General features: G+C 72.3%; 13 protein-coding genes and 2 tRNA genes. 5 read left to right on the forward strand and 10 right to left on the reverse strand.

Annotated features, from left to right (window positions below; genetic code table 11):
- Positions 1 to 28: 28 nt before the first annotated feature.
- Positions 29 to 1,978, reverse strand: coding sequence for a GTPase (locus tag ACIOMQ_RS14210; RefSeq protein ID WP_402189061.1), 1,950 nt, complete (start codon positions 1,976 to 1,978; stop codon positions 29 to 31).
- On the reverse strand, positions 1,975 to 3,627 hold the full coding sequence (locus ACIOMQ_RS14215; RefSeq protein ID WP_362206850.1) for an ATP-binding protein: 1,653 nt from the start codon (positions 3,625 to 3,627) through the stop codon (positions 1,975 to 1,977). Before ACIOMQ_RS14215 ends, ACIOMQ_RS14210 begins: the two co-directional genes overlap by 4 nt.
- A 328-nt stretch (positions 3,628 to 3,955) precedes the next feature.
- Here ACIOMQ_RS14215 and ACIOMQ_RS14220 point away from each other — a divergent pair.
- Positions 3,956 to 4,028 (forward strand) — tRNA-Arg (locus tag ACIOMQ_RS14220).
- Positions 4,029 to 4,253: 225 nt separating this feature from the next.
- Here the strand turns inward: ACIOMQ_RS14220 and ACIOMQ_RS14225 are convergent.
- From ACIOMQ_RS14225 to ACIOMQ_RS14250, 6 genes are all read right to left on the reverse strand, one after another.
- A complete protein-coding gene (locus ACIOMQ_RS14225) occupies positions 4,254 to 4,913 on the reverse strand; it encodes a response regulator transcription factor (RefSeq protein WP_362206811.1) in 660 nt (219 codons plus the stop codon).
- Entirely contained in the window at positions 4,886 to 6,178 is a 1,293-nt protein-coding gene (locus tag ACIOMQ_RS14230) for a sensor histidine kinase (protein ID WP_402189063.1), read from the reverse strand. Before ACIOMQ_RS14230 ends, ACIOMQ_RS14225 begins: the two co-directional genes overlap by 28 nt.
- A 95-nt stretch (positions 6,179 to 6,273) precedes the next feature.
- Positions 6,274 to 7,797: an FG-GAP and VCBS repeat-containing protein gene (locus tag ACIOMQ_RS14235; RefSeq protein WP_402189065.1), complete on the reverse strand. Its 1,524-nt coding sequence runs from the start codon at positions 7,795 to 7,797 to the stop codon at positions 6,274 to 6,276.
- A 373-nt stretch (positions 7,798 to 8,170) separates the two neighbouring features.
- Positions 8,171 to 8,629, reverse strand: a complete 459-nt coding sequence (locus ACIOMQ_RS14240) for an anthrone oxygenase family protein (protein WP_401264219.1) — start codon at positions 8,627 to 8,629, stop codon at positions 8,171 to 8,173.
- A 177-nt stretch (positions 8,630 to 8,806) separates the two neighbouring features.
- Positions 8,807 to 9,682, reverse strand: a complete 876-nt coding sequence (locus ACIOMQ_RS14245) for an ABC transporter permease (RefSeq protein WP_401937963.1) — start codon at positions 9,680 to 9,682, stop codon at positions 8,807 to 8,809.
- Positions 9,679 to 12,381 carry an alpha/beta fold hydrolase gene (locus tag ACIOMQ_RS14250; protein WP_362206806.1) on the reverse strand — a complete coding sequence of 901 codons (2,703 nt, stop codon included), beginning with the start codon at positions 12,379 to 12,381 and terminating at the stop codon, positions 9,679 to 9,681. Before ACIOMQ_RS14250 ends, ACIOMQ_RS14245 begins: the two co-directional genes overlap by 4 nt.
- Positions 12,382 to 12,571: 190 nt before the next feature.
- Here ACIOMQ_RS14250 and ACIOMQ_RS14255 point away from each other — a divergent pair, with 190 nt between their 5' ends.
- Positions 12,572 to 13,135, forward strand: coding sequence for a hypothetical protein (locus ACIOMQ_RS14255; RefSeq protein WP_362206805.1), 564 nt, complete (start codon positions 12,572 to 12,574; stop codon positions 13,133 to 13,135).
- A gap of 5 nt (positions 13,136 to 13,140) precedes the next feature.
- Here the strand turns inward: ACIOMQ_RS14255 and ACIOMQ_RS14260 are convergent, their stop codons facing one another.
- Both ACIOMQ_RS14260 and ACIOMQ_RS14265 read right to left on the reverse strand, forming a co-directional pair.
- Positions 13,141 to 13,863 (reverse strand): DUF981 domain-containing protein, encoded by a 723-nt coding sequence (locus ACIOMQ_RS14260; protein ID WP_362206804.1) that lies wholly within the window; start codon positions 13,861 to 13,863, stop codon positions 13,141 to 13,143.
- Positions 13,864 to 14,134: 271 nt separating this feature from the next.
- On the reverse strand, positions 14,135 to 14,749 hold the full coding sequence (locus ACIOMQ_RS14265; RefSeq protein WP_402189068.1) for a DUF4291 domain-containing protein: 615 nt from the start codon (positions 14,747 to 14,749) through the stop codon (positions 14,135 to 14,137).
- 417 nt (positions 14,750 to 15,166) lie between these two features.
- Between ACIOMQ_RS14265 and ACIOMQ_RS14270 the strand changes: the two genes are divergently transcribed.
- From ACIOMQ_RS14270 to ACIOMQ_RS14280, 3 genes are all read left to right on the forward strand, one after another.
- Entirely contained in the window at positions 15,167 to 16,096 is a 930-nt protein-coding gene (locus ACIOMQ_RS14270; RefSeq protein WP_402189070.1) for a helix-turn-helix domain-containing protein, read from the forward strand.
- The gene (locus ACIOMQ_RS14275) at positions 16,093 to 16,515 is read left to right on the forward strand and encodes a hypothetical protein (protein ID WP_362206801.1); all 423 of its coding nucleotides are present in this window, start codon (positions 16,093 to 16,095) and stop codon (positions 16,513 to 16,515) included. The genes ACIOMQ_RS14270 and ACIOMQ_RS14275 overlap by 4 nt, the downstream gene beginning before the upstream one ends.
- A 119-nt stretch (positions 16,516 to 16,634) precedes the next feature.
- A tRNA-OTHER gene (locus ACIOMQ_RS14280) sits at positions 16,635 to 16,725 on the forward strand.
- Positions 16,726 to 16,764: the final 39 nt, after the last annotated feature.

Consider the following 16,764-nt stretch of genomic DNA (forward strand, 5'->3'; position numbering starts at 1 on the left):
AGGCGGGATTCCCGCTGACGCCTGTGGACTACCCGGCAGTTGTGGAAAACTCCGTCACCGCCACGTACCGCTCGCGCACTTCGCGGTAGCGCACGAGTTCCGCAGCCACCGGATCGAGCACTCGCGCCCGCCCACAGGCCGCCGCCGCCTCGCGCAACTGCCGCTCGGCCTCCTGCCCGTACCGCCGCGCCGGTCCCCGGGCCGCGGCCGCGCACGACCACTCCACCAGTGGTCCGCCGACGACCCCGGCCAGCATCACCAGGGCGGGCGTGAGGAATCCCGGTTCGAGAACGCCGACGATCTGGCCGACCAGCCAGAGACCGCCGAAGATCTGCAGCAGCGTCATCGACGCCTGTGCCAGCACGGCGGCGGGCCACCACCTGGGCCGCGGCGGCTTTCCGCCCACCCGACCGCTGTGCGCCACACCGCAGGCCCCGGCCACTCCCGTCGCCATGACCGTCGCACCGCCCGCACCGCCGCCCGGCCCGCCCGAGGAGCAGCTCGCCGTCCGCCCGCGCCCGTCCTCGCCACCGGCCTTCTCCGCCAGCTCGTCGAGCGCCTCCGGCAGCCCTTCCGCACCGTTCACCGCGGCCTCCCGGACCGCCTGGGCCCAGGGGCCGGGCAGCCCGTCGGCGGCCTCGTCCGCCACCGTCCGCACCGCCTGTTCGACGCGTTGCCGGGCGGTGAGCTCCTCCTCGGGGGGCGCGGGCCGCACGGGGCACTCCAGGCTTCCGGGCCGCCGGGTGGACTCGTACCAGCGCCACAGCCTCAGCCACGGCGTGCCGCACGCCCGTCCGGCGTTCCTGCGCCACTCACGCTCGGCGGCCTGGCCCGCCGCGGCCGCTCCGACGGCCTCCGCAAGCCGGTCAGCGAACTCCTCGCGGGCCCGTTCGCCGAGTCCGGGCCGCCCTTCGGCGACGTAGACCGGACGGAGCCTGGCAGCGGCGGCGTCCACATCCGCGGAGAGCCGGCGCGCGGCCGCCGTGCGCCCCTGGACGAAACGGCCGAGCACCTCGCGCATTTCGCCGACGCCTTCGCCGGTGAGCGCGGACAGGGACATGACGGTGGCTCCCGGTTCGCCGTGCTCGCCGAGCGCCATGCCGTCCTCGTCGAGCAGCCGGCGCAGGTCGTCGAGGACCTGGTCGGCGGCGTCGCCGGGCAGCCGGTCGATCTGGTTGAGGACGACGAAGGTGATCTCGGCGTGCCCGGCGAGCGGCCGCAGGTAGCGCTCGTGCAGGGCCGCGTCCGCGTACTTCTCCGGGTCGACGACCCAGATCACCGCATCGACCAGCGCGAGCACCCGGTCGACCTGCTCACGGTGTCCGGGCGCCGCCGAGTCGTGGTCGGGCAGGTCGACGAGGACGAGTCCCTGGAGCGCCTCGTCGGCTTCCGTACCGCCCTGCTGCGGCCTGCGCCTGAGCCGTCCGGGAATGGCGAGCCGGTCCAGGAGTCCGGCGGCCCCGTCGGTCCAGGAGCAGGCGAGGGGGGCGGCGGTGGTCGGCCTGCGCAGCCCGGTGTCGGAGATCTGGACTCCCGCGAGGGAGTTGAAGAGCGTCGACTTGCCGCTGCCGGACGCCCCGGCGATGGCGACGACGGTGTGCCGGGAGGAGAGCCGTCGCCGGGCCGCCGCTTCGTCGAGCACGCGTCCCGCTTCGGCGAGGGTGGCCCCGTCGAGCCTGGCCCTGGACAGCCCGACGAGTTCACGCAGCGCGTCGAGCCGAGGCCGGAGCGGACCGCCGGACGGTACGTACGCCTCGACCTGGGGCGGTCGTACGTCGTCGTCCGGGGCGGTCCCGGGTTCGGGGTCCGACTCCTTGGCGGCCGCGCGCCGGGCGATGAGCCCGTCGTTCCAGCCGCCGCCCGCCTCCGGCACGCCGGCGCGCCCGCCGGGCGTCCTCCCCCGGCCCGGGTGATCGCGGCCCTCGTGAGGTGCGGGACTCTCGCCCCGGCCGGTCCCCTCGTCAATGACGGCAGTCATCGCTGCCACCTCTCCTTCTGCAGTACGGACAGCGCGGCGATGAGTTCGGCCTGCGGCTCGGGGGCGACGTCGAGTGCGTCGAGCGGTGCGAGCCGCCGGTCGCGCTCGCCGTCCAGCACCCGGTCGAGGCAGCCGGTGAGCAGCGCGCCGCCCTTGTCGCGCAGCCGCAGCGCGCCCTGGGCGCCGATCCGTTCGGCGAGCTGCTCCCCGGCGCCGCGGGTGCGCCGGCCGCCGAGCAGTGCGGCGGCCAGGAGCGCCGCCACGGTCCCGGTGTCGGGTGCGGCGCTGCGTTCGAGCCGGCGCACCTCTTCCTCGGCCAGCTCCTCCAGCACCCGCCACCACCGCCGTACGGCCATGGTGATGCGGCCCCGGATGTCCTCGGCCGGTCCCCATCCGCCCGCCTCCCGGCCGACGTCCTCGAAGCCGAACGCCCCGGCCGCGGGTTCGCTCCGCCAGGTCGTGCGGATCTGTTCGTCGGCGGCGGCCACGGCGCACTGCAGTAGTGCGGCGAGGCTCTCCACCAGCGCTTCGAGGAGTTCCTCGGAGGTGCTGTAGAGCGGGTACCCGCGCCACCGGGTGCGGGCGTCCCCGGCGAGCACACCGCCGTTCCGCAGCCGCCGCCGGACCCGGGTGCCTTCGGCGCGGTACGCGTCCTCGACCACACCGGTCAGCCGCACGGCCGCCGCGTACTGCGCCGCGACGGCCCCGGCCAGCGCGGGCATCCGCACGTCCAGCGAGTCGATGACCCCGGCCGCCGTCCGCCCGACCGCCTGCTGACGGGCGGCCGGGTCCTGGGCGCGGTGGCTGAGCCAGGCCCGCAACGGGGCGACCGCGGTGGTGGGCAGCAGCCCGCTGCCGCCGCCGGCCGATTCGGGCAGCTCGGGGATGGTGAAGCGCGGCACCTCACCGAGGCCCGCCTTGGTGAGCAGCGCTCCGTACTGCCGCGACACCTCGGCGATCACCTGGTGCGGTACCCGGTCGAGGACGGTGACGAGCGAGGCGTCGTACTCCTTGGCGGTGCGCAGCAGATGCCACGGCACCGCGTCCGCGTACCGGGAGGCCGTCGTCACCATCACCCACACGTCCGCGGCGCAGATCAGCTCGGCGGCCAGGACCCGGTTCCGTACCACGAGCGAGTCGATGTCGGGCGCGTCGAGCAGCGCGAGCCCGCGCGGCAGCCCGGTGGCCGTCTCGACGCGCAGCACGGTCCCGTCCTCCTCCCCGGTCCCGTCGAACCCGTCGAGGCCGTCGCACCGGCCCGGATCCCCGGACTCCTCGGGCGGCAGCCAGACCCTGGTCAGCTGCGGCAGCACGCGTACCCCCGCGAACCAGTGGTGATCGTCCGGGTGGCAGACGAGTACGGGCGTCCGCGTGGTCGGCCGCAGCACCCCGGCCTCGCTGACCAGCCGCCCCACCAGCGAATTGACGAGCGTCGACTTCCCGGCTCCGGTGGACCCGCCGATCACCGCGAGGAGGGGCGCCTCAGGATCCCTGAGCCGGGGAAGCAGATAGTCGTCGAGCTGGGCGAGCAGCTCGCTCCGGGTCTGGCGGGCGCGCGGGGCCCCCGGCAGCGGAAGTGGGAGACGCACGGCAGCGACACGGTCGCGCAGGGCGGAAAGTGCGTCGATGAGCTGAGGCCGTACGTCCAAGGTCACCACATGCGAAGAATGCCCAATTTTGGCGCCTTTTTGAAGCGTATAGCCACCTCTGCGCGCCGGTTCTCCCCTCAGGACGGAGTCGGGACAGAGGGGACGAGTGGGGCGCAGGCATAACGAGTGCACAACACCCGGGGCGCGAGGCGTCAAAAGCGATGCGCAAATCCCACCCACCTGCGATTATCGGTTCGCTTCACCGAACCTCCACATCGTGCCACGCAGGTGAAGCAACCGGGTCGAGGCGTTCGGAGCCCTATCCTTGTCCCGGCAGGTCACCGACCGGCCAGGCCCCAGGGCTCCAGGCCGCCGAGGCCACCACCCGGCCCCCGTAGCTCAGTGGATAGAGCAGGCGCCTTCTAAGCGCTTGGCCGCAGGTTCGAGTCCTGCCGGGGGCACGCATACACGCACCGCACGCGTTCGGCCCTCCCTTCGGGAGGGCCTTTTTGCTGGTCGGGGCACGTTAGCGAACGCGGCGTAGTGGCAGCGTAAGACCTGACAGGCTCCCTGGTGGGCCGGGCTGCCGTCCGTTGTCATTTCAGCGCCGCGCCGTCACCCTGTTGCGGAAGGCCGCGGAAGTCCGCGGAAGGAACGGTGAGGGCGGGGACACGCCCGCAGGGGCGTCAGGACCGCAGGAACGTCAGGACCGCCAGCACCCTGCGGTGGGTCTCCTCGGCCGGTGGGAGGTCCAGCTTGGCGAGGATGTTGCCGATGTGCTTGCCCACCGCGGCCTCGGAGACCACCAGGTCGCGGGCGATCGCGCCGTTCGACCTGCCCTGGGCCACCAGGGCGAGCACCTCGCGTTCCCTCGCGGTGAGGCGTTCCAGGGGATCCCGGCGGCGGCGCAGGAGTTGGCGTACGACCTCCGGGTCGACGACCGTGCCGCCGTCGGCGACCTCCCTCAACGCGTCGATGAATTCCTCGACCTGGCCGACCCGGTCCTTGAGCAGATAGCCGACGCCCGTGCCGTCCCCGGAGTCGAGGAGGTCCGCGGCGTACGTACGCTGCACGTACTGGCTCAGGACCAGTACCGGAAGGGCGGGTCTCGACCTGCGGAGTCTCACCGCCGCGTGCAGGCCCTCGTCCTGGAAGCCGGGCGGCATCCGTACGTCGGTGACGACGATGTCCGGACCGTGTTCCGCCACCGCCGCCACGAGCGCCTCCGCGTCGCCGACAGCCGCGGCCACCTCGTGGCCGAAGCGGGCGAGCAGGCCGATCAGTCCCTCGCGCAGCAGCACGCTGTCCTCGGCCAGAACTACGCGGAGCGATCGGTCCACTCGCAAGGAATCTCCACACGCAATCGGGTCGGGCCCCCGGCCGGACTGGACAGCGCAAGTCTGCCATCCAGTACGGACACCCGGTCGGCCAGACCGGTCAGCCCGCTGCCGTCGCCGGACGTGTGCGCACCGCCCCGCCCGTCGTCGTGGATCTCCAGGAACAGCCGGCCCCCGGCGTGGCCTCCGCTGACCGCGGCGCGGTGTGCGCCGCTGTGTCTGGCGACGTTGGCGAGTGCCTCGCAGACCACGAAGTACGCGGCCGCCTCGACGGCTTCGGGGAACCGGCCGGGCAGTTCGAGGTCGAGGTCGACGGGGATCACGGAGCGGTCGGCGGCGTCGGCGACCGCGGCCTGGAGGCCGTAGTCGGCAAGGACCTTGGGGTGGATGCCGTGGATCAGTTCGCGCAGCTCGCAGAGGGCCCTGCCGGCCTCTTCGTGGGCCCTGGTCAGCTGGTCGGCGAGAGGGCCGGGCGGGGCGTCCAGGCGGGCCAGGCCGAGCATCATCGTGAGGGCGACGATGCGCTGCTGGGCCCCGTCGTGCAGATCGCGTTCGATGCGGCGGCGTTCCGCCTCGAAAGCGTCGACCAGGCGGACGCGGGAGCGGGTGAGTTCCCCCAGGCGGGCGTCCAGGTCGGTCGCTCCGCGAGTGAGCAGGAGGCGGGTCAGTTCCGCCCTCGCTCCGGCAAGCAGGCCCAGGAAGTAGCAGCCGAGCGCCAGGAGTACGAGTCCGCCCGCCGCGGTCGCGAAGGCCCCGGGCCACGTCGTGACCGTCCACAGCTTCACGACCCGGGCCTCCTCGCCGTCCCCGTACACCTCCATCACCACGGGGGTGCTCAGCACTCCCAGTGGGACGCCCGCGCAGGCGCCCACCGCAAGGGCGTCGAGCGGCCACAGGACCACGGCGAACAGGAGCGCGTAGCCGAGTTCCCGCCAGGTCGCCCGCTCCCGGAGCCGGCACGTCACCCAGCTCCACAGGCCCGGTTCGGCCGGCCGGCGGTGCGGGTCGGGGACGCGGGTGCGGTCCATCAGGCGGAGCCTGAGCCGCTCCAGGGCCGCGACCGGAATTCCGGCGAGCGCGAGGACGGCGAGCAGCGGCAGTCCGATCAGTACGAGGGAGAGCGCACCGCCCACCACCGCACCGGTCACGATCACCACCAGGACGATCGCGCCGGCCGAAGCGCCGCTGACCAGGTAGCCGGCCGACCGCCAGGGCCAGGACGTCAGCAGATAGCGGGGGGCCGGCAGGGCCTGCCACACGGTGCGAGGGCGCATGGCCTCACCGTAGGAGACGGTCCCGGGACCGTACATCCGTGCTGCCCGAGTCCCGGGGGTGGGGCCGGCCCTACCCCCCCCGGACCTGGAAATGGTCAGCGGTTGAACGACGAACCCAGCTCCGCGTCCGTTCCCACCGTGCCCAGCGTCCCGTGGCCGAACGTGGACGAACCCTTGGCCGTCACACCGGACGCCGTGGTGGGGAAGACCCACAGGGAACCCGCGTGCGCGTTCTCGCCGGGGGCGCCGACGATCAGTTCGGTGCGGCCGTCGCGGTCGGCGTCGACCAGCTTGGCGGCGGCGCCGAACCCGTCGTCCGCCTCGGCCACCCCGGGGACGTTCGCCGTGTCCTGGTTGAAGCCCACCGTGCCCGTGCCGGTGGGGCCGGACGCGGTGCCGGGGAGGACCAGGACCGACCCCGCGTTCTTTGTCGTGCCGAGGTCCTCGTGGGGGACGCCGACGGCGATGTCGCCGTAGCCGTCACCGTTCATGTCGCCGATCGACACCGCCGCGCCGAATCCGTCGGACGCCTCGGCGACACCCGGGACACCCGCGCTGTCCTGGTTGAAGACCTTCGCCCGGTCGCCCCGCGGGCCGGTGGCGCTGCCCGGAACGTAGGTGATCATTCCGCCCTTGGCGAGCGGTGTGTCCAGGTCGCTGTCGTAGCCGTCGACCGGGCGGCCCACGACGAGGTCGGCGTATTTGTCGCCGTTCACCTGACCCGCCGTGATGGTCTCGCCGGCCTGAAGACGGGAGCCGTTGGCCCTGTTGACGACGGTGTAGTTCCCGCTGAGGCCGGTCGCACCGCCGTTGCGGACGAGGATGCGCCGGGCGTCGTACTCGTCGCCGTCGTGGACGACACCTGCCAGATCGTCACGGCCGTCGCCGTTGAGGTCGCCCGCGGTGATGTCCATGTAGCGCAGATCGTCCATGTCGCGGATCTCCCTGACGGGAGCGGCCGTGCTGCCGTCGCGCTTGAACGGGCCGGACAGGACCTGGATGTTGCTCATCCTGAGAGTGACGATGTCCATGGCGCCGTCGCCGTCGAAGTCACCGACGGCACTCTTCCCGCCGATCTCGCCGTACGGTTCGTCGCCCGTCAGGAGGGCCGCGCCACCCGAAAGCCCGTGCGCCCCGCCCCAGATCACGGTGAGCGAACCGGCGGACTCGAACGAGCCGGCCTTCTCCTTCCCCGCGCCCACCACGAGGTCGCTGTACCCGTCCTTGTCCAGGTCGGCGGAGACCATCGAGCTGCCGAACGCGTCACCGGCCTCGGCCGTGTCCGGGATTCCGGGCGAGTCCTGGGTGAAGACCTGCTTGGTGGAGGTCTGCGGACCGCTCCGGGAGCCGTACACCACACCCACGTACCCGGCCCCGGCCTTGCCGCCCACGGTGGCACCGGGAGCGGTGAACGCCACGTCCGGGTAGCCGTCCCCGTTGAAGTCGTCACGTGGCGGGGCCGGGGCGGGCGCGGTCCTGGTGGGGGACGCGGTTCCGGTGAGAGACGCGGAGACGGTCGCGGGGGCGGGCGTCGATGCCTGGGCGGTGGGGAAGGTGATCACAGCGGTCGCCACGGTGATGGCGAGCACGACGGCGGTTCCGAGGGCGCGGGATGCCACGTGGACTCCTTCGTTCAGGGAATGGGGGGTTGGGGGGACTTTCCGGGTGTGTACGGGTGTGCGCGGAGGTGCTTTCCGGGGGTGGGCGAGGTGCTTTTTGGGTGTGTGCGGGCCAACGGCACCGCACCCGTGCTGTGCAGACTCAGACCGGCTGCCGCGCGCGGGGGTTGCGTCCCCGGCCCGGACCGTCACAGCTCCTCCACGCGGATGGGCGGCTCCTCGTACAAGGGCAGGACGACAGGAAGAACATCGACACGCTCGACTTCTGATTCTGAGCAGGTTCCGAGGGGCTTGGGAACGGGCACGGGGACCGCGCCGGGCCGCGCGTCCGCTGCCGGGCCGGCCCCGCACGGGCGGGAACCGGCCCGTGCGCCTATGCGGCGGCGACGGTCAGCAGCGCGAACGCGGCGAGGGACAGGGCCGTCCGGATCCGGTGAAGGCTGTTCCAGCGGGCCTCGAACGCCTCGCGGGCCGCCCCGTCGTCGCCTCCCTCGGACTCCGCGAGCGCCTTGTTCAGCGGGATGTTCCCGGCGATCGTGACCAGGTGGCTGCCGATCGCGCAGACCAGCGCGGCCCCGGCGAGTGCCCGCCCCGCGCCGTCGCCGCCGGCAATGGCCGCGGCGGCCGGGAAGGCGATCACGCCGAGGAAGAGGACCAGGAAGACCGGTCCGGGCACCTTCTCGTTGAAGCGCCGCATCGCGGCCGTGAACCGCTCGTCCGGCAGTTCCGCGATGCCGGGCATGACCGCGATCAGGAACGTCAGCAGGAAGCCCGCGTAGAGGCCGGTCGTGAGGACACCGAGCGCCAGGAGCAGGGCGGGAAGTGAGGACATGGCACACATCTTGGCGTCGGCGGGCGGGCCGCGCAGCCGGCTTGCACAGGTCCGCGCGGCCCGCCCTTGTCCTTCCCGGTCGGTCCCTCTCGCCCGCCGGCGCTCCCCGGACCCGTGGTCGTCCCCGCCGCCCTTGAGCCGGTCCGCCTGCCCGATCGCGGTCGCGGAGGGCCGAGCTCAGGACACGATGTCCTTGCGGCTGAACCCCCGGAAGGCGAAGGCGAACAGGATCAGGGCGTACGTCACCGAGACCGCCGCGCCCTTCGCCATGCCACCCCATTCCAGTTCGGGCTGGAGCGCGTCCGCCCAGGCGAACTGCCAGTGGGCGGGCAGGAATTCCCGCCAGGAGCCGAGGGCGGTGACGGCGTCCAGCACATTGCCGACGATGGTCAGCCCGACCGCCCCGCCGACCGCGCCCAGCGGGGCGTCGGTCTTCGTCGAAAGCCAGAACGCCAGTCCGGCGGTGACCAGTTGGGAGACGAAGACGAACGCGACGACGAGCGCCAGCCGGGGCACGGTGTCCGAGGCCGCGAGCGCGCCGCCGGTGGGGAGTTCGAGCGGCCCCCAGCCGTACGCGACGGCCCCCGCGGCCAGTGCGACGAGCGGCAGCAGCACCATCGCGGCCAGGCTGAAGCCGAGCGCCACGACGAGCTTGCTCCACAGCAGCCTGGCCCGGGGCACCGGCGCCGCCAGCAGATAGCGCAGCGAGGACCAACTGGCCTCGGAGGCGACGGTGTCCCCGCAGAACAGCGCCACCGGGACGACGAGCAGGAACCCGGCGGACACGAACAGGCACGTCGCGGCGAAGTTTGCCGCGGACGCGGTCGCCGTGTCCATCAGGGTCAGCCGGTCGCCGCCGCCCCGCGAGGACGGCGTGCCGCCGATCGCGAACGCGGCGATCAGGATGAACGGCAGGGCGGCCAGCACCCCGCCCATGAGCAGGGTGCGTCGCCTGCGCAGCTGGCGCACCGCCTCGACGCGCAGCGGCAGGGCGCGCCGGGCCCGGTAGCCGGGGGCCTCGGCCACGGGTGTGGCATCGACTTCGGCACTCATGCGGAGCCTCCGGAGATCAGGGTGAGGAACGCGTCCTCCAGGCGTCGGTGCGGTCCGACGCCGGTCAACGGCACGTCCAGCCGGACCAGTTCGGCGATCAGCTCGGGCGAGGTGGCGCCGTCGAGCCGTACGAGCAGCCCGCGGCCGTCGTCCGTACGGACCGCCGAGCCGATCCCCGGCAGTGCGGCGATCTTCTCCACGAGGGGGTCGGCCACGTCGCGCGCGCTGGTGACGAGAAGCATGTCGCCGGAGCCGGTGATCTCGGCGACCGGGCCCGCCTGGACGAGCCGGCCGCGGTCCATGACCACGAGGTGGGTGCAGGACTGCTCGACCTCGGAGAGGAGGTGGCTGGAGACGATGACGGTCCGGCCGCCGGCCGCGTACCGGATCATCACGTCGCGCATCTGGCGGATCTGGGGCGGGTCGAGTCCGTTGGTCGGTTCGTCGAGGATCAGCAGGTCCGGCATGCCGAGCATGGCCTGGGCGATGGCGAGCCGTTGCCGCATGCCCTGCGAGTACGTGCGGACGGCGCGGGCGATGGGGTCTCCCCTGCTCGAACTGAGTCGAGAGCTCGGGGAAGCGTCACCGAGCCCGGCGATCTCCAGGGCCTCCTCGATGTACGCGTCCTCGGCGGGCCGTCCGGTGGCCTGCCAGTACAGCTCCAGGTTGGCGCGCCCGGACAGGTGCGGCAGGAAGCCCGCGCCCTCGACGAACGAGCCGACGCGGGACAGCACGGGCGCACCCGGCCGGATCGCCTGCCCGAAGACGCGGATCTCGCCGCCGTCGGGCGTGAGGAGACCCATCAGCATGCGCAGGGTCGTCGTCTTGCCCGCGCCGTTGGGTCCGAGGAGCCCGAGCACCTGCCCCTTCTCGACCCGGAAGGACAGTTCCTTCACCGCGTACCTGTCGGCGGACTTGGCGTACTTCTTCGACAGGCCGGTGATCTGGAGGGGCACGTCGGCGAGCGCCGGGTCGGGTGCGGGGGTCGCGGTGCGGCGGCGGGCGGTGAGCAGCAGCGCGGCGGCGATCACCGCGGCGGCGGCCGGGAGCCCCCAGGTCCACCGGGGCAGGGGGGCCGCCGCGGTCTTCAGGGCGGGGGCGGTGGGGACGGTGAGCGGGCCGGCGGGGGTCACGGTGTACTTCGTCGGCTCGGCGGGTGAGGCGTAGCCGAGGTCGGTGGCGGACAGGACCAGGCGGAGCCGGTGTCCGGCGTCGAACCGGTGGTCGATGGCGGGGAGGGTCAGCCGCACGGCCCTGCCCTGCCGGGACGGCGGAATGCGGATGGGTGCGACCAGTTGGGAGGGCAGCACCTGCTGCTTGCCGTCCGGTGACACGTCGTACACCTTGCCGAACAGCACGGCGTCGCCCCGCTCCGCGTCCACGCTCACCCGCACGGCCGGGGAGCCGGTGACGCGCAGGGACGTGTCCAGCGGTGCCGAGTCGTAGCGGGCGTACTGCCCGGGGAAGTCGAGCGAGAGGCCGACGCCGAGGGACGACAGCCGGGAGAGCCCGCCGCCGATGCCGGGAACGGCCGAGACCGCGGGCGGGCCGGCCCCGGCGGGGTTGCGGAACGTCTGCGTCCGCCGCCCGAGGCCGATCGTCTCCTCTCCGCTGCTCAGCCCGGGGTACGTGTCGCTGCTCGCCCCGCGCGTGAGGGCGGCCCCGTCGGTGGAGTCGATGCCTCCGGTCCGGGTGACGCGGAATCCGGGCCCGGTGTCGGCGCCCTTGTCGTCCTTCAGGTACCGGTCGAACCATCGGCCGATCCGCTGCCTCACCCGGTCGGTCTCCAGGTCTCCGCCGTCGTGTCCGCCGGCGATCCAGTCGACGGCGACGGGCGCGCCGTTGCCGCTGATCGCCTTAGCCATGGCGTCGGCCTGGCCGAGCGGGAAGAGGGAGTCGGACTGCCCCTGCACGATGAGCGCGGGCACCTTGATGCGGTCGGCGACGGCGCTCGGGGAGCGTTCGGTCAGCAGCGCACGCGCGGCGGCGTCCGGTTTCCCGCTGACGGCGACCCGTTCGTACATCGCGCAGAGCCGCTTCTCGAACTTCTGGCAGCCGCCCCCGGTGGTGACGAAGATTCCGGCCCAGAGCTTCTTGAACACCCCGTCGGGGAACAGGGCATCGGCCAGGTTCCAGTAGGTGATCTGCGGTGCGATGGCGTCGACGCGCCGGTCGTACCCGGCGGCGAGGAGCGAGACGGCTCCGCCGTAGGAGGCCCCGGTGACCCCGACCCTGGGGTCGCCCCCGGCGTCGAGTTCCACCTCGGGCCGGTCGGCGAGCCAGTCGATCAGCCGGGACACGTCCTCGACCTCGCGGTCGGGGGCGTTGAGCGAGATCTCCCCGCCCGACTTCCCGAACCCGCGGGCGGACCAGGTCAGTACGGCGTACCCGGTGGCGGCCAACTGCTCGGCCTGCGCCCGTACATCGTCCTTGCTGCCGCCGAACCCGTGCCCGATCAGCACGGCCGGCCTGCGTTCCGTGCCGCCGGTGGTGAAGTACGAGGTGTCGAGGGACACCCCGTCGACCCGCATCATCCGGTCCTGGCGGTGCACGGCGGGCCCGCGGTCGCCGGCCGCCGCGGCGGTCCAGGTACCCGCACCGGCCAGCACGGCGAGCGCCGCGAGGCCCGCGGCCCATCGGCCGCGGTTGCGGGGCAGCAGCCGTCGCCACCGGGATGTACGCGCATCAGGGGTCTCCATGGTTCCCGACCCTAAGCGGACCGCCGCCGTGCGCGGGCAGCCAACAGGGGGAACTCTCCGGCCTCCCCGGGGTGTACGCCGTCCCCGCGCCGTACTCCGGACGCGGTATGCGGCGCCGTTCGGGCGGGCGCGTTCGGCGCGGCCGTGGAATCCGATCGCGGGAGCCCTCGCAGGCTGGCACCCTGCCGACATGAATCACGCAGAGGTACTGCTCATCGGCGGGCGCGCGGGCGTAGGCAAGACGACCGTGGCCTGGGAGGTCTCGGCGCGGCTACGGGCCGTCGAGGCGGCGCACGCGGTCGTGGAGGGCGACCTGATGGGCCAGGTCCACCCGGCGCCGGAGGGCGACCCGCACCGCGCGGGAATCACCGAGCGCAATCTGACGGCGGTCTGGTCCAACTTCGCGGAACTGGGCTACCGGCGCCTGATCTACACGAACACGGTGAGTGTGCTGCCGGAGTCGGCGGCGATGTTCGAGCGCGCGATGGGGGCGGACGTACGGATCGTGCGCGTCCTGCTCACCGCCTCCGACACCACGACGTACGGCCGGCTCTCGGGGCGCGAGATCGGTTCGGAGCTGGACCGCGAGGTGGCGAACAGCGTCCGCAAGGCCCGGCTCCTGGACGAGCGCGCACCGGCGGACACGGTCCGAATGGCGACGGACGGGCGGAAGGTGACGGACATCGCGCGGGAGGTGGTGGCCGTCACGGGGTGGGGAGACCCCGTGGGGCCGGGCGTCCCGCCGGGGTCCTGAACAGCTCACATGGTGTTGACGATGAGGCCGATGTGGGTGAAGTAGTTGAGCCCGCCGAAGAGCAGGAACGCCAGTCCGGCCAGGCCCCAGACGACTCCGACGACCGGGCTCATCCAGCTCCGGGGCCGGTGCAGCACGAAGGGGAACAGGAGCGCGCCGATGCCCACCAGGACGTAGAGCCCGGACATGAAGCTCGCCTCCAGCATCGGCCACTGCGCGAACTCCCCGGAGATGGGTTCCTCGGGCGGCGCGGCGAAGAGGGTGTACTTCCAGCCCGCGGCGGCGATCCCGAAGCAGGCGAGCCCGAGGCCGAACACGAAGACGGAGATGGGCGAGGCGACGCGGGCCGTACGGACGATGCGCTCGGCGCTGTTGAGTTCGGGGCCGCGTTTCCAGAGGTAGAAGGAGGCGGCGAGGAGGAAGACACCGAAGGCGAGGGCCGGTTCGCCGAAGATGATGTTGTCGAACGGGAAGCCCTGCCCGGCGAGCGGCCAGGTCAGGGTCATGTGGAGGCCGGTGGTGACCAGGGTGAAGCCGATGGCTCCGAACGCCAGCACCCAGCCTTCGGGGGTGATGGTGCGGCCGGGCAGGAGCAGTTGGCGGCCCAGCGCCACCACGAGCAGCAGCCCGGCACCGGCGGCCACCGACATGATCGTGTTGTACGTCGGCATCCTGGCCCAGTCGATCTTCAGGCCGGATGCCGCCAGGGGAATGGCATGGTGGATCATGCGCGGAGCGTATCGCCGGATATGCCCCTTATCAGGTATTAGCTCTCTTGGCCGAGTCGCGGTCGCGGACCGCGGCCACGGGCCGTGGAGCAGCAGCCGTCCGGCGCAAAGGCCGCACGCCACTCACCTGCCCGTCGGCTCACGACGTGACACATGCGGGGGTGGGTGTCACGTTCCCGCGCGACCCGCCACCTGCCGCCTGACACCCGGCACCCGGCACCCGGCACCCGGCACCCGACAACCCGGCGTCCGGCGTCCGGCGTCCCACCACTCACGCGTCCCCCAACCCCGCCCGCGACCACACCCCCGCGGCCTCCGGCGAATAAGGCGACTCCTGGGGCAGGTGCTTCGCCGCGTCGTCGAGCCGTCCGGCCGACACCAGTTCACGGATCTGCCGGGCCAGCGGGGTGACGTCACGGATCGAGATCGTCCACTCGTCCGCGTACCGCCGCGCCGCCTCACCGGAGAGGCCGAGTTGGAGGGAGCGGTACGGAAGCCGCTCCAGACGCAGGTCGCGCTCGGGGTCCCACTGGACGCGGGCCGGGCTGCGGCGCAGGTCGCGCCGCCAGGCGGCGCGGTCGGGGTGAACTCCCGCGACGTAGTGGGAGAGTTCGGAGTTCGCCAGAGCCCAGTCGAAGCCCTCGCGGGCGATCTCGACCGCCAGGACGGTCTCCTGGCCGTCCTTGGTGGCCCAGCCGCAGCGGTACATCATCCACAGGAAGCTCGGCTTGATCCACGTCATGCGGTCACGCTTCCAGACATCGGGAAAGCGCCCGTCGCGCGCGGCGGGAAGGCCGATGGACGGGGCGTACGCCTGGTAGACGGTGAGAGTCGTGTCCGTGTACTGGGCGCGGATCTCGTGCTGTGGGCTGGTCAGGGCGCTCATGGCCTCATCACAGCATCGGTCGGGCCGTCGCCGCGAGCGAGTTGCCGGCGCCGTGCGGACCCGGAACGTCACCGCCAGGGGCTGACATTCGTCCTACGGACCTCGGTACACGCGGCTCTGCCGGGTGGAGCGGATGATCACCGAGGCGGTCGGGGCCGGGAGGGCCGCCGGCGGTACGCGGTGACGCCGTGGGGCGGGGCCGCACCCCGCGCGGACCGGTCGGCGTCGGCCATTCGCGTGGGCGTACCGGCCCGTGTGTTTCGGTCCCGGCCGTCCCGGTACGACACGGAGCGGTCCTGAGAAGAAGAGATAAGCCGGATATCCGAACCATGGCCGAGAACGGCGGCCGGGGGGCGACGATTACCTGGGAGGTAATTGAGGCAGCCGGGCGCCGGTCATTACCGTCCCCCTATGGGCATGCGTTCCTCCGAAGACGACGGCGTCCTGGGGCTGCTCCTACGTGACCTGCGGCGCCAGAAATCACTCAGCAAGCAGGTGCTTGCCGAGCGAGCCGGCTTTTCCCTGAACCATCTGAGGAGAATCGAGGCCTGCGAGCAGACGCCCGACGCCGAGACGGTTCTCCATATCGCCCAGGTACTCGGGCTGCCGCCCGCGCACCGGCAGCAGCTCGTCGACCGTGCGACCGCGGCGGGGAGGCTGCGCTGGTACGAGAGCGTTCCCCCCTTGCCGGACGATGCCCGCCCGGTTCTGGAGAAGGTGCTGACCGGTCATGAGCCCTATCCGGCCATGGTCACCGACAGCTGCTGGAACATCGTGGCTCTCAATCACACGATGGAAATGCTGATGAGTGATGTCGCCGGTCATCTCCTGGCGCCCGCCAATTTCCTCCGCATCATTCTGCACCCGGACGGGCTGGCGCCGCATCTGACCAATCTCGCCCAGGTGAGATACCACGTCACACGCATGTTGCGGCGATGGAGCGCAATCACGGGAGATGTCCGTCTACGGGAATTGGAGGCTTCCATAGCCGGTCTTCCCTCGGGACAGGACGCGGAATTCTCCGAATCGGAGGAGGCCGCATTCGACCGCTCGGGGGAGGCGGACCGGCTGCTCCTGCCCATCGAGCTGTACCGGGAGGGGCACCTCCTGACCTTCTTCCACATCGTCACCTCGTTCGGAGAGCGCCCCGGCACCCTGTTCTCCGATCTCCCCTCCGGTCCACTGAGCGGCATCGCGCTCGAATCCTTCCTGCCGGCGAACACCGAGACCCGGGTCCTCCTCGGTTCGCCCGCCCCGGTGCTCCCCGATGCCGGGAGCACCCCCGGGCCCACTCAGCACACACCTCCAGGTCAGCAGCAGCACGACAACGAAAGGAAGACCTCATGACGTCGTCCCAGAACGCGGGTACGGTCCCGGCGACGGGCGCCGCCCGTTCCGACAGCCTCCTCCGCTTCGCCCTCGTGGCGGACGTGGTCCTGACCGGTGCGAACGGCATCGGCTACCTCGCCCTCGCCACGGTCCTGGACTCGTTCCTCGGCGTGCGCCTCTCGGTGCAGTACCCGGTGGGCGTGTTCCTCACGGTGTACGCCCTGTGGGTGCTGGTCGTCTCCCGCCAGCAGAACATCAACCGCGGCGCGGTCACCGTCATCATCACCATGAACGTGGCCTGGGCCGTGCTCAGCGTCGCGACGGTCGCCATGGACGCCCTGACCGCGACGAGCATCGGCAACGGATGGATCGTGTTCCAGGGCCTGGTGGTGGCGGCCATGGGTGCGCTCCAGTACGTGGGCCTGCGGCGCATGTGACAGTGCGCCGGGCCGGGACGGGCCGGACCGGCGCACCATCAGCGGGACGTCAGGGCCATGTCAGGACCCTCTGGCAGACTCTTACTTGTGAACGGGACGGGAAACCGGACCGGGAACACGGAGAGGTGCCCGGAGTGGTTTATCGGGGACCGCGCGCAAGCAAGGTCGGGCCCGCAAAGGTCCACGCAGGTTCGAATCCTGCCCTCTCCGCAGCACGCAGCAATGGATCCGGCCCTGCACTCCATCAGG

The sequence above is a fragment of the Streptomyces sp. NPDC087845 genome, assembly GCF_044742755.1.
Lineage (GTDB): Bacteria > Actinomycetota > Actinomycetes > Streptomycetales > Streptomycetaceae > Streptomyces.

Coding starts and splice junctions, on each gene's coding strand:
- ACIOMQ_RS14210 (WP_402189061.1), bottom strand. CDS start 1,978: ATGACTGCCGTCATTGACGAGGGGACCGGCCGGGGCGAGAGTCCCGCA.
- ACIOMQ_RS14230 (WP_402189063.1), bottom strand. CDS start 6,178: ATGCGCCCTCGCACCGTGTGGCAGGCCCTGCCGGCCCCCCGCTATCTG.
- ACIOMQ_RS14240 (WP_401264219.1), bottom strand. CDS start 8,629: ATGTCCTCACTTCCCGCCCTGCTCCTGGCGCTCGGTGTCCTCACGACC.
- ACIOMQ_RS14245 (WP_401937963.1), bottom strand. CDS start 9,682: ATGAGTGCCGAAGTCGATGCCACACCCGTGGCCGAGGCCCCCGGCTAC.
- ACIOMQ_RS14250 (WP_362206806.1), bottom strand. CDS start 12,381: ATGGAGACCCCTGATGCGCGTACATCCCGGTGGCGACGGCTGCTGCCC.
- ACIOMQ_RS14255 (WP_362206805.1), top strand. CDS start 12,572: ATGAATCACGCAGAGGTACTGCTCATCGGCGGGCGCGCGGGCGTAGGC.
- ACIOMQ_RS14260 (WP_362206804.1), bottom strand. CDS start 13,863: ATGATCCACCATGCCATTCCCCTGGCGGCATCCGGCCTGAAGATCGAC.
- ACIOMQ_RS14265 (WP_402189068.1), bottom strand. CDS start 14,749: ATGAGCGCCCTGACCAGCCCACAGCACGAGATCCGCGCCCAGTACACG.
- ACIOMQ_RS14270 (WP_402189070.1), top strand. CDS start 15,167: ATGCGTTCCTCCGAAGACGACGGCGTCCTGGGGCTGCTCCTACGTGAC.
- ACIOMQ_RS14275 (WP_362206801.1), top strand. CDS start 16,093: ATGACGTCGTCCCAGAACGCGGGTACGGTCCCGGCGACGGGCGCCGCC.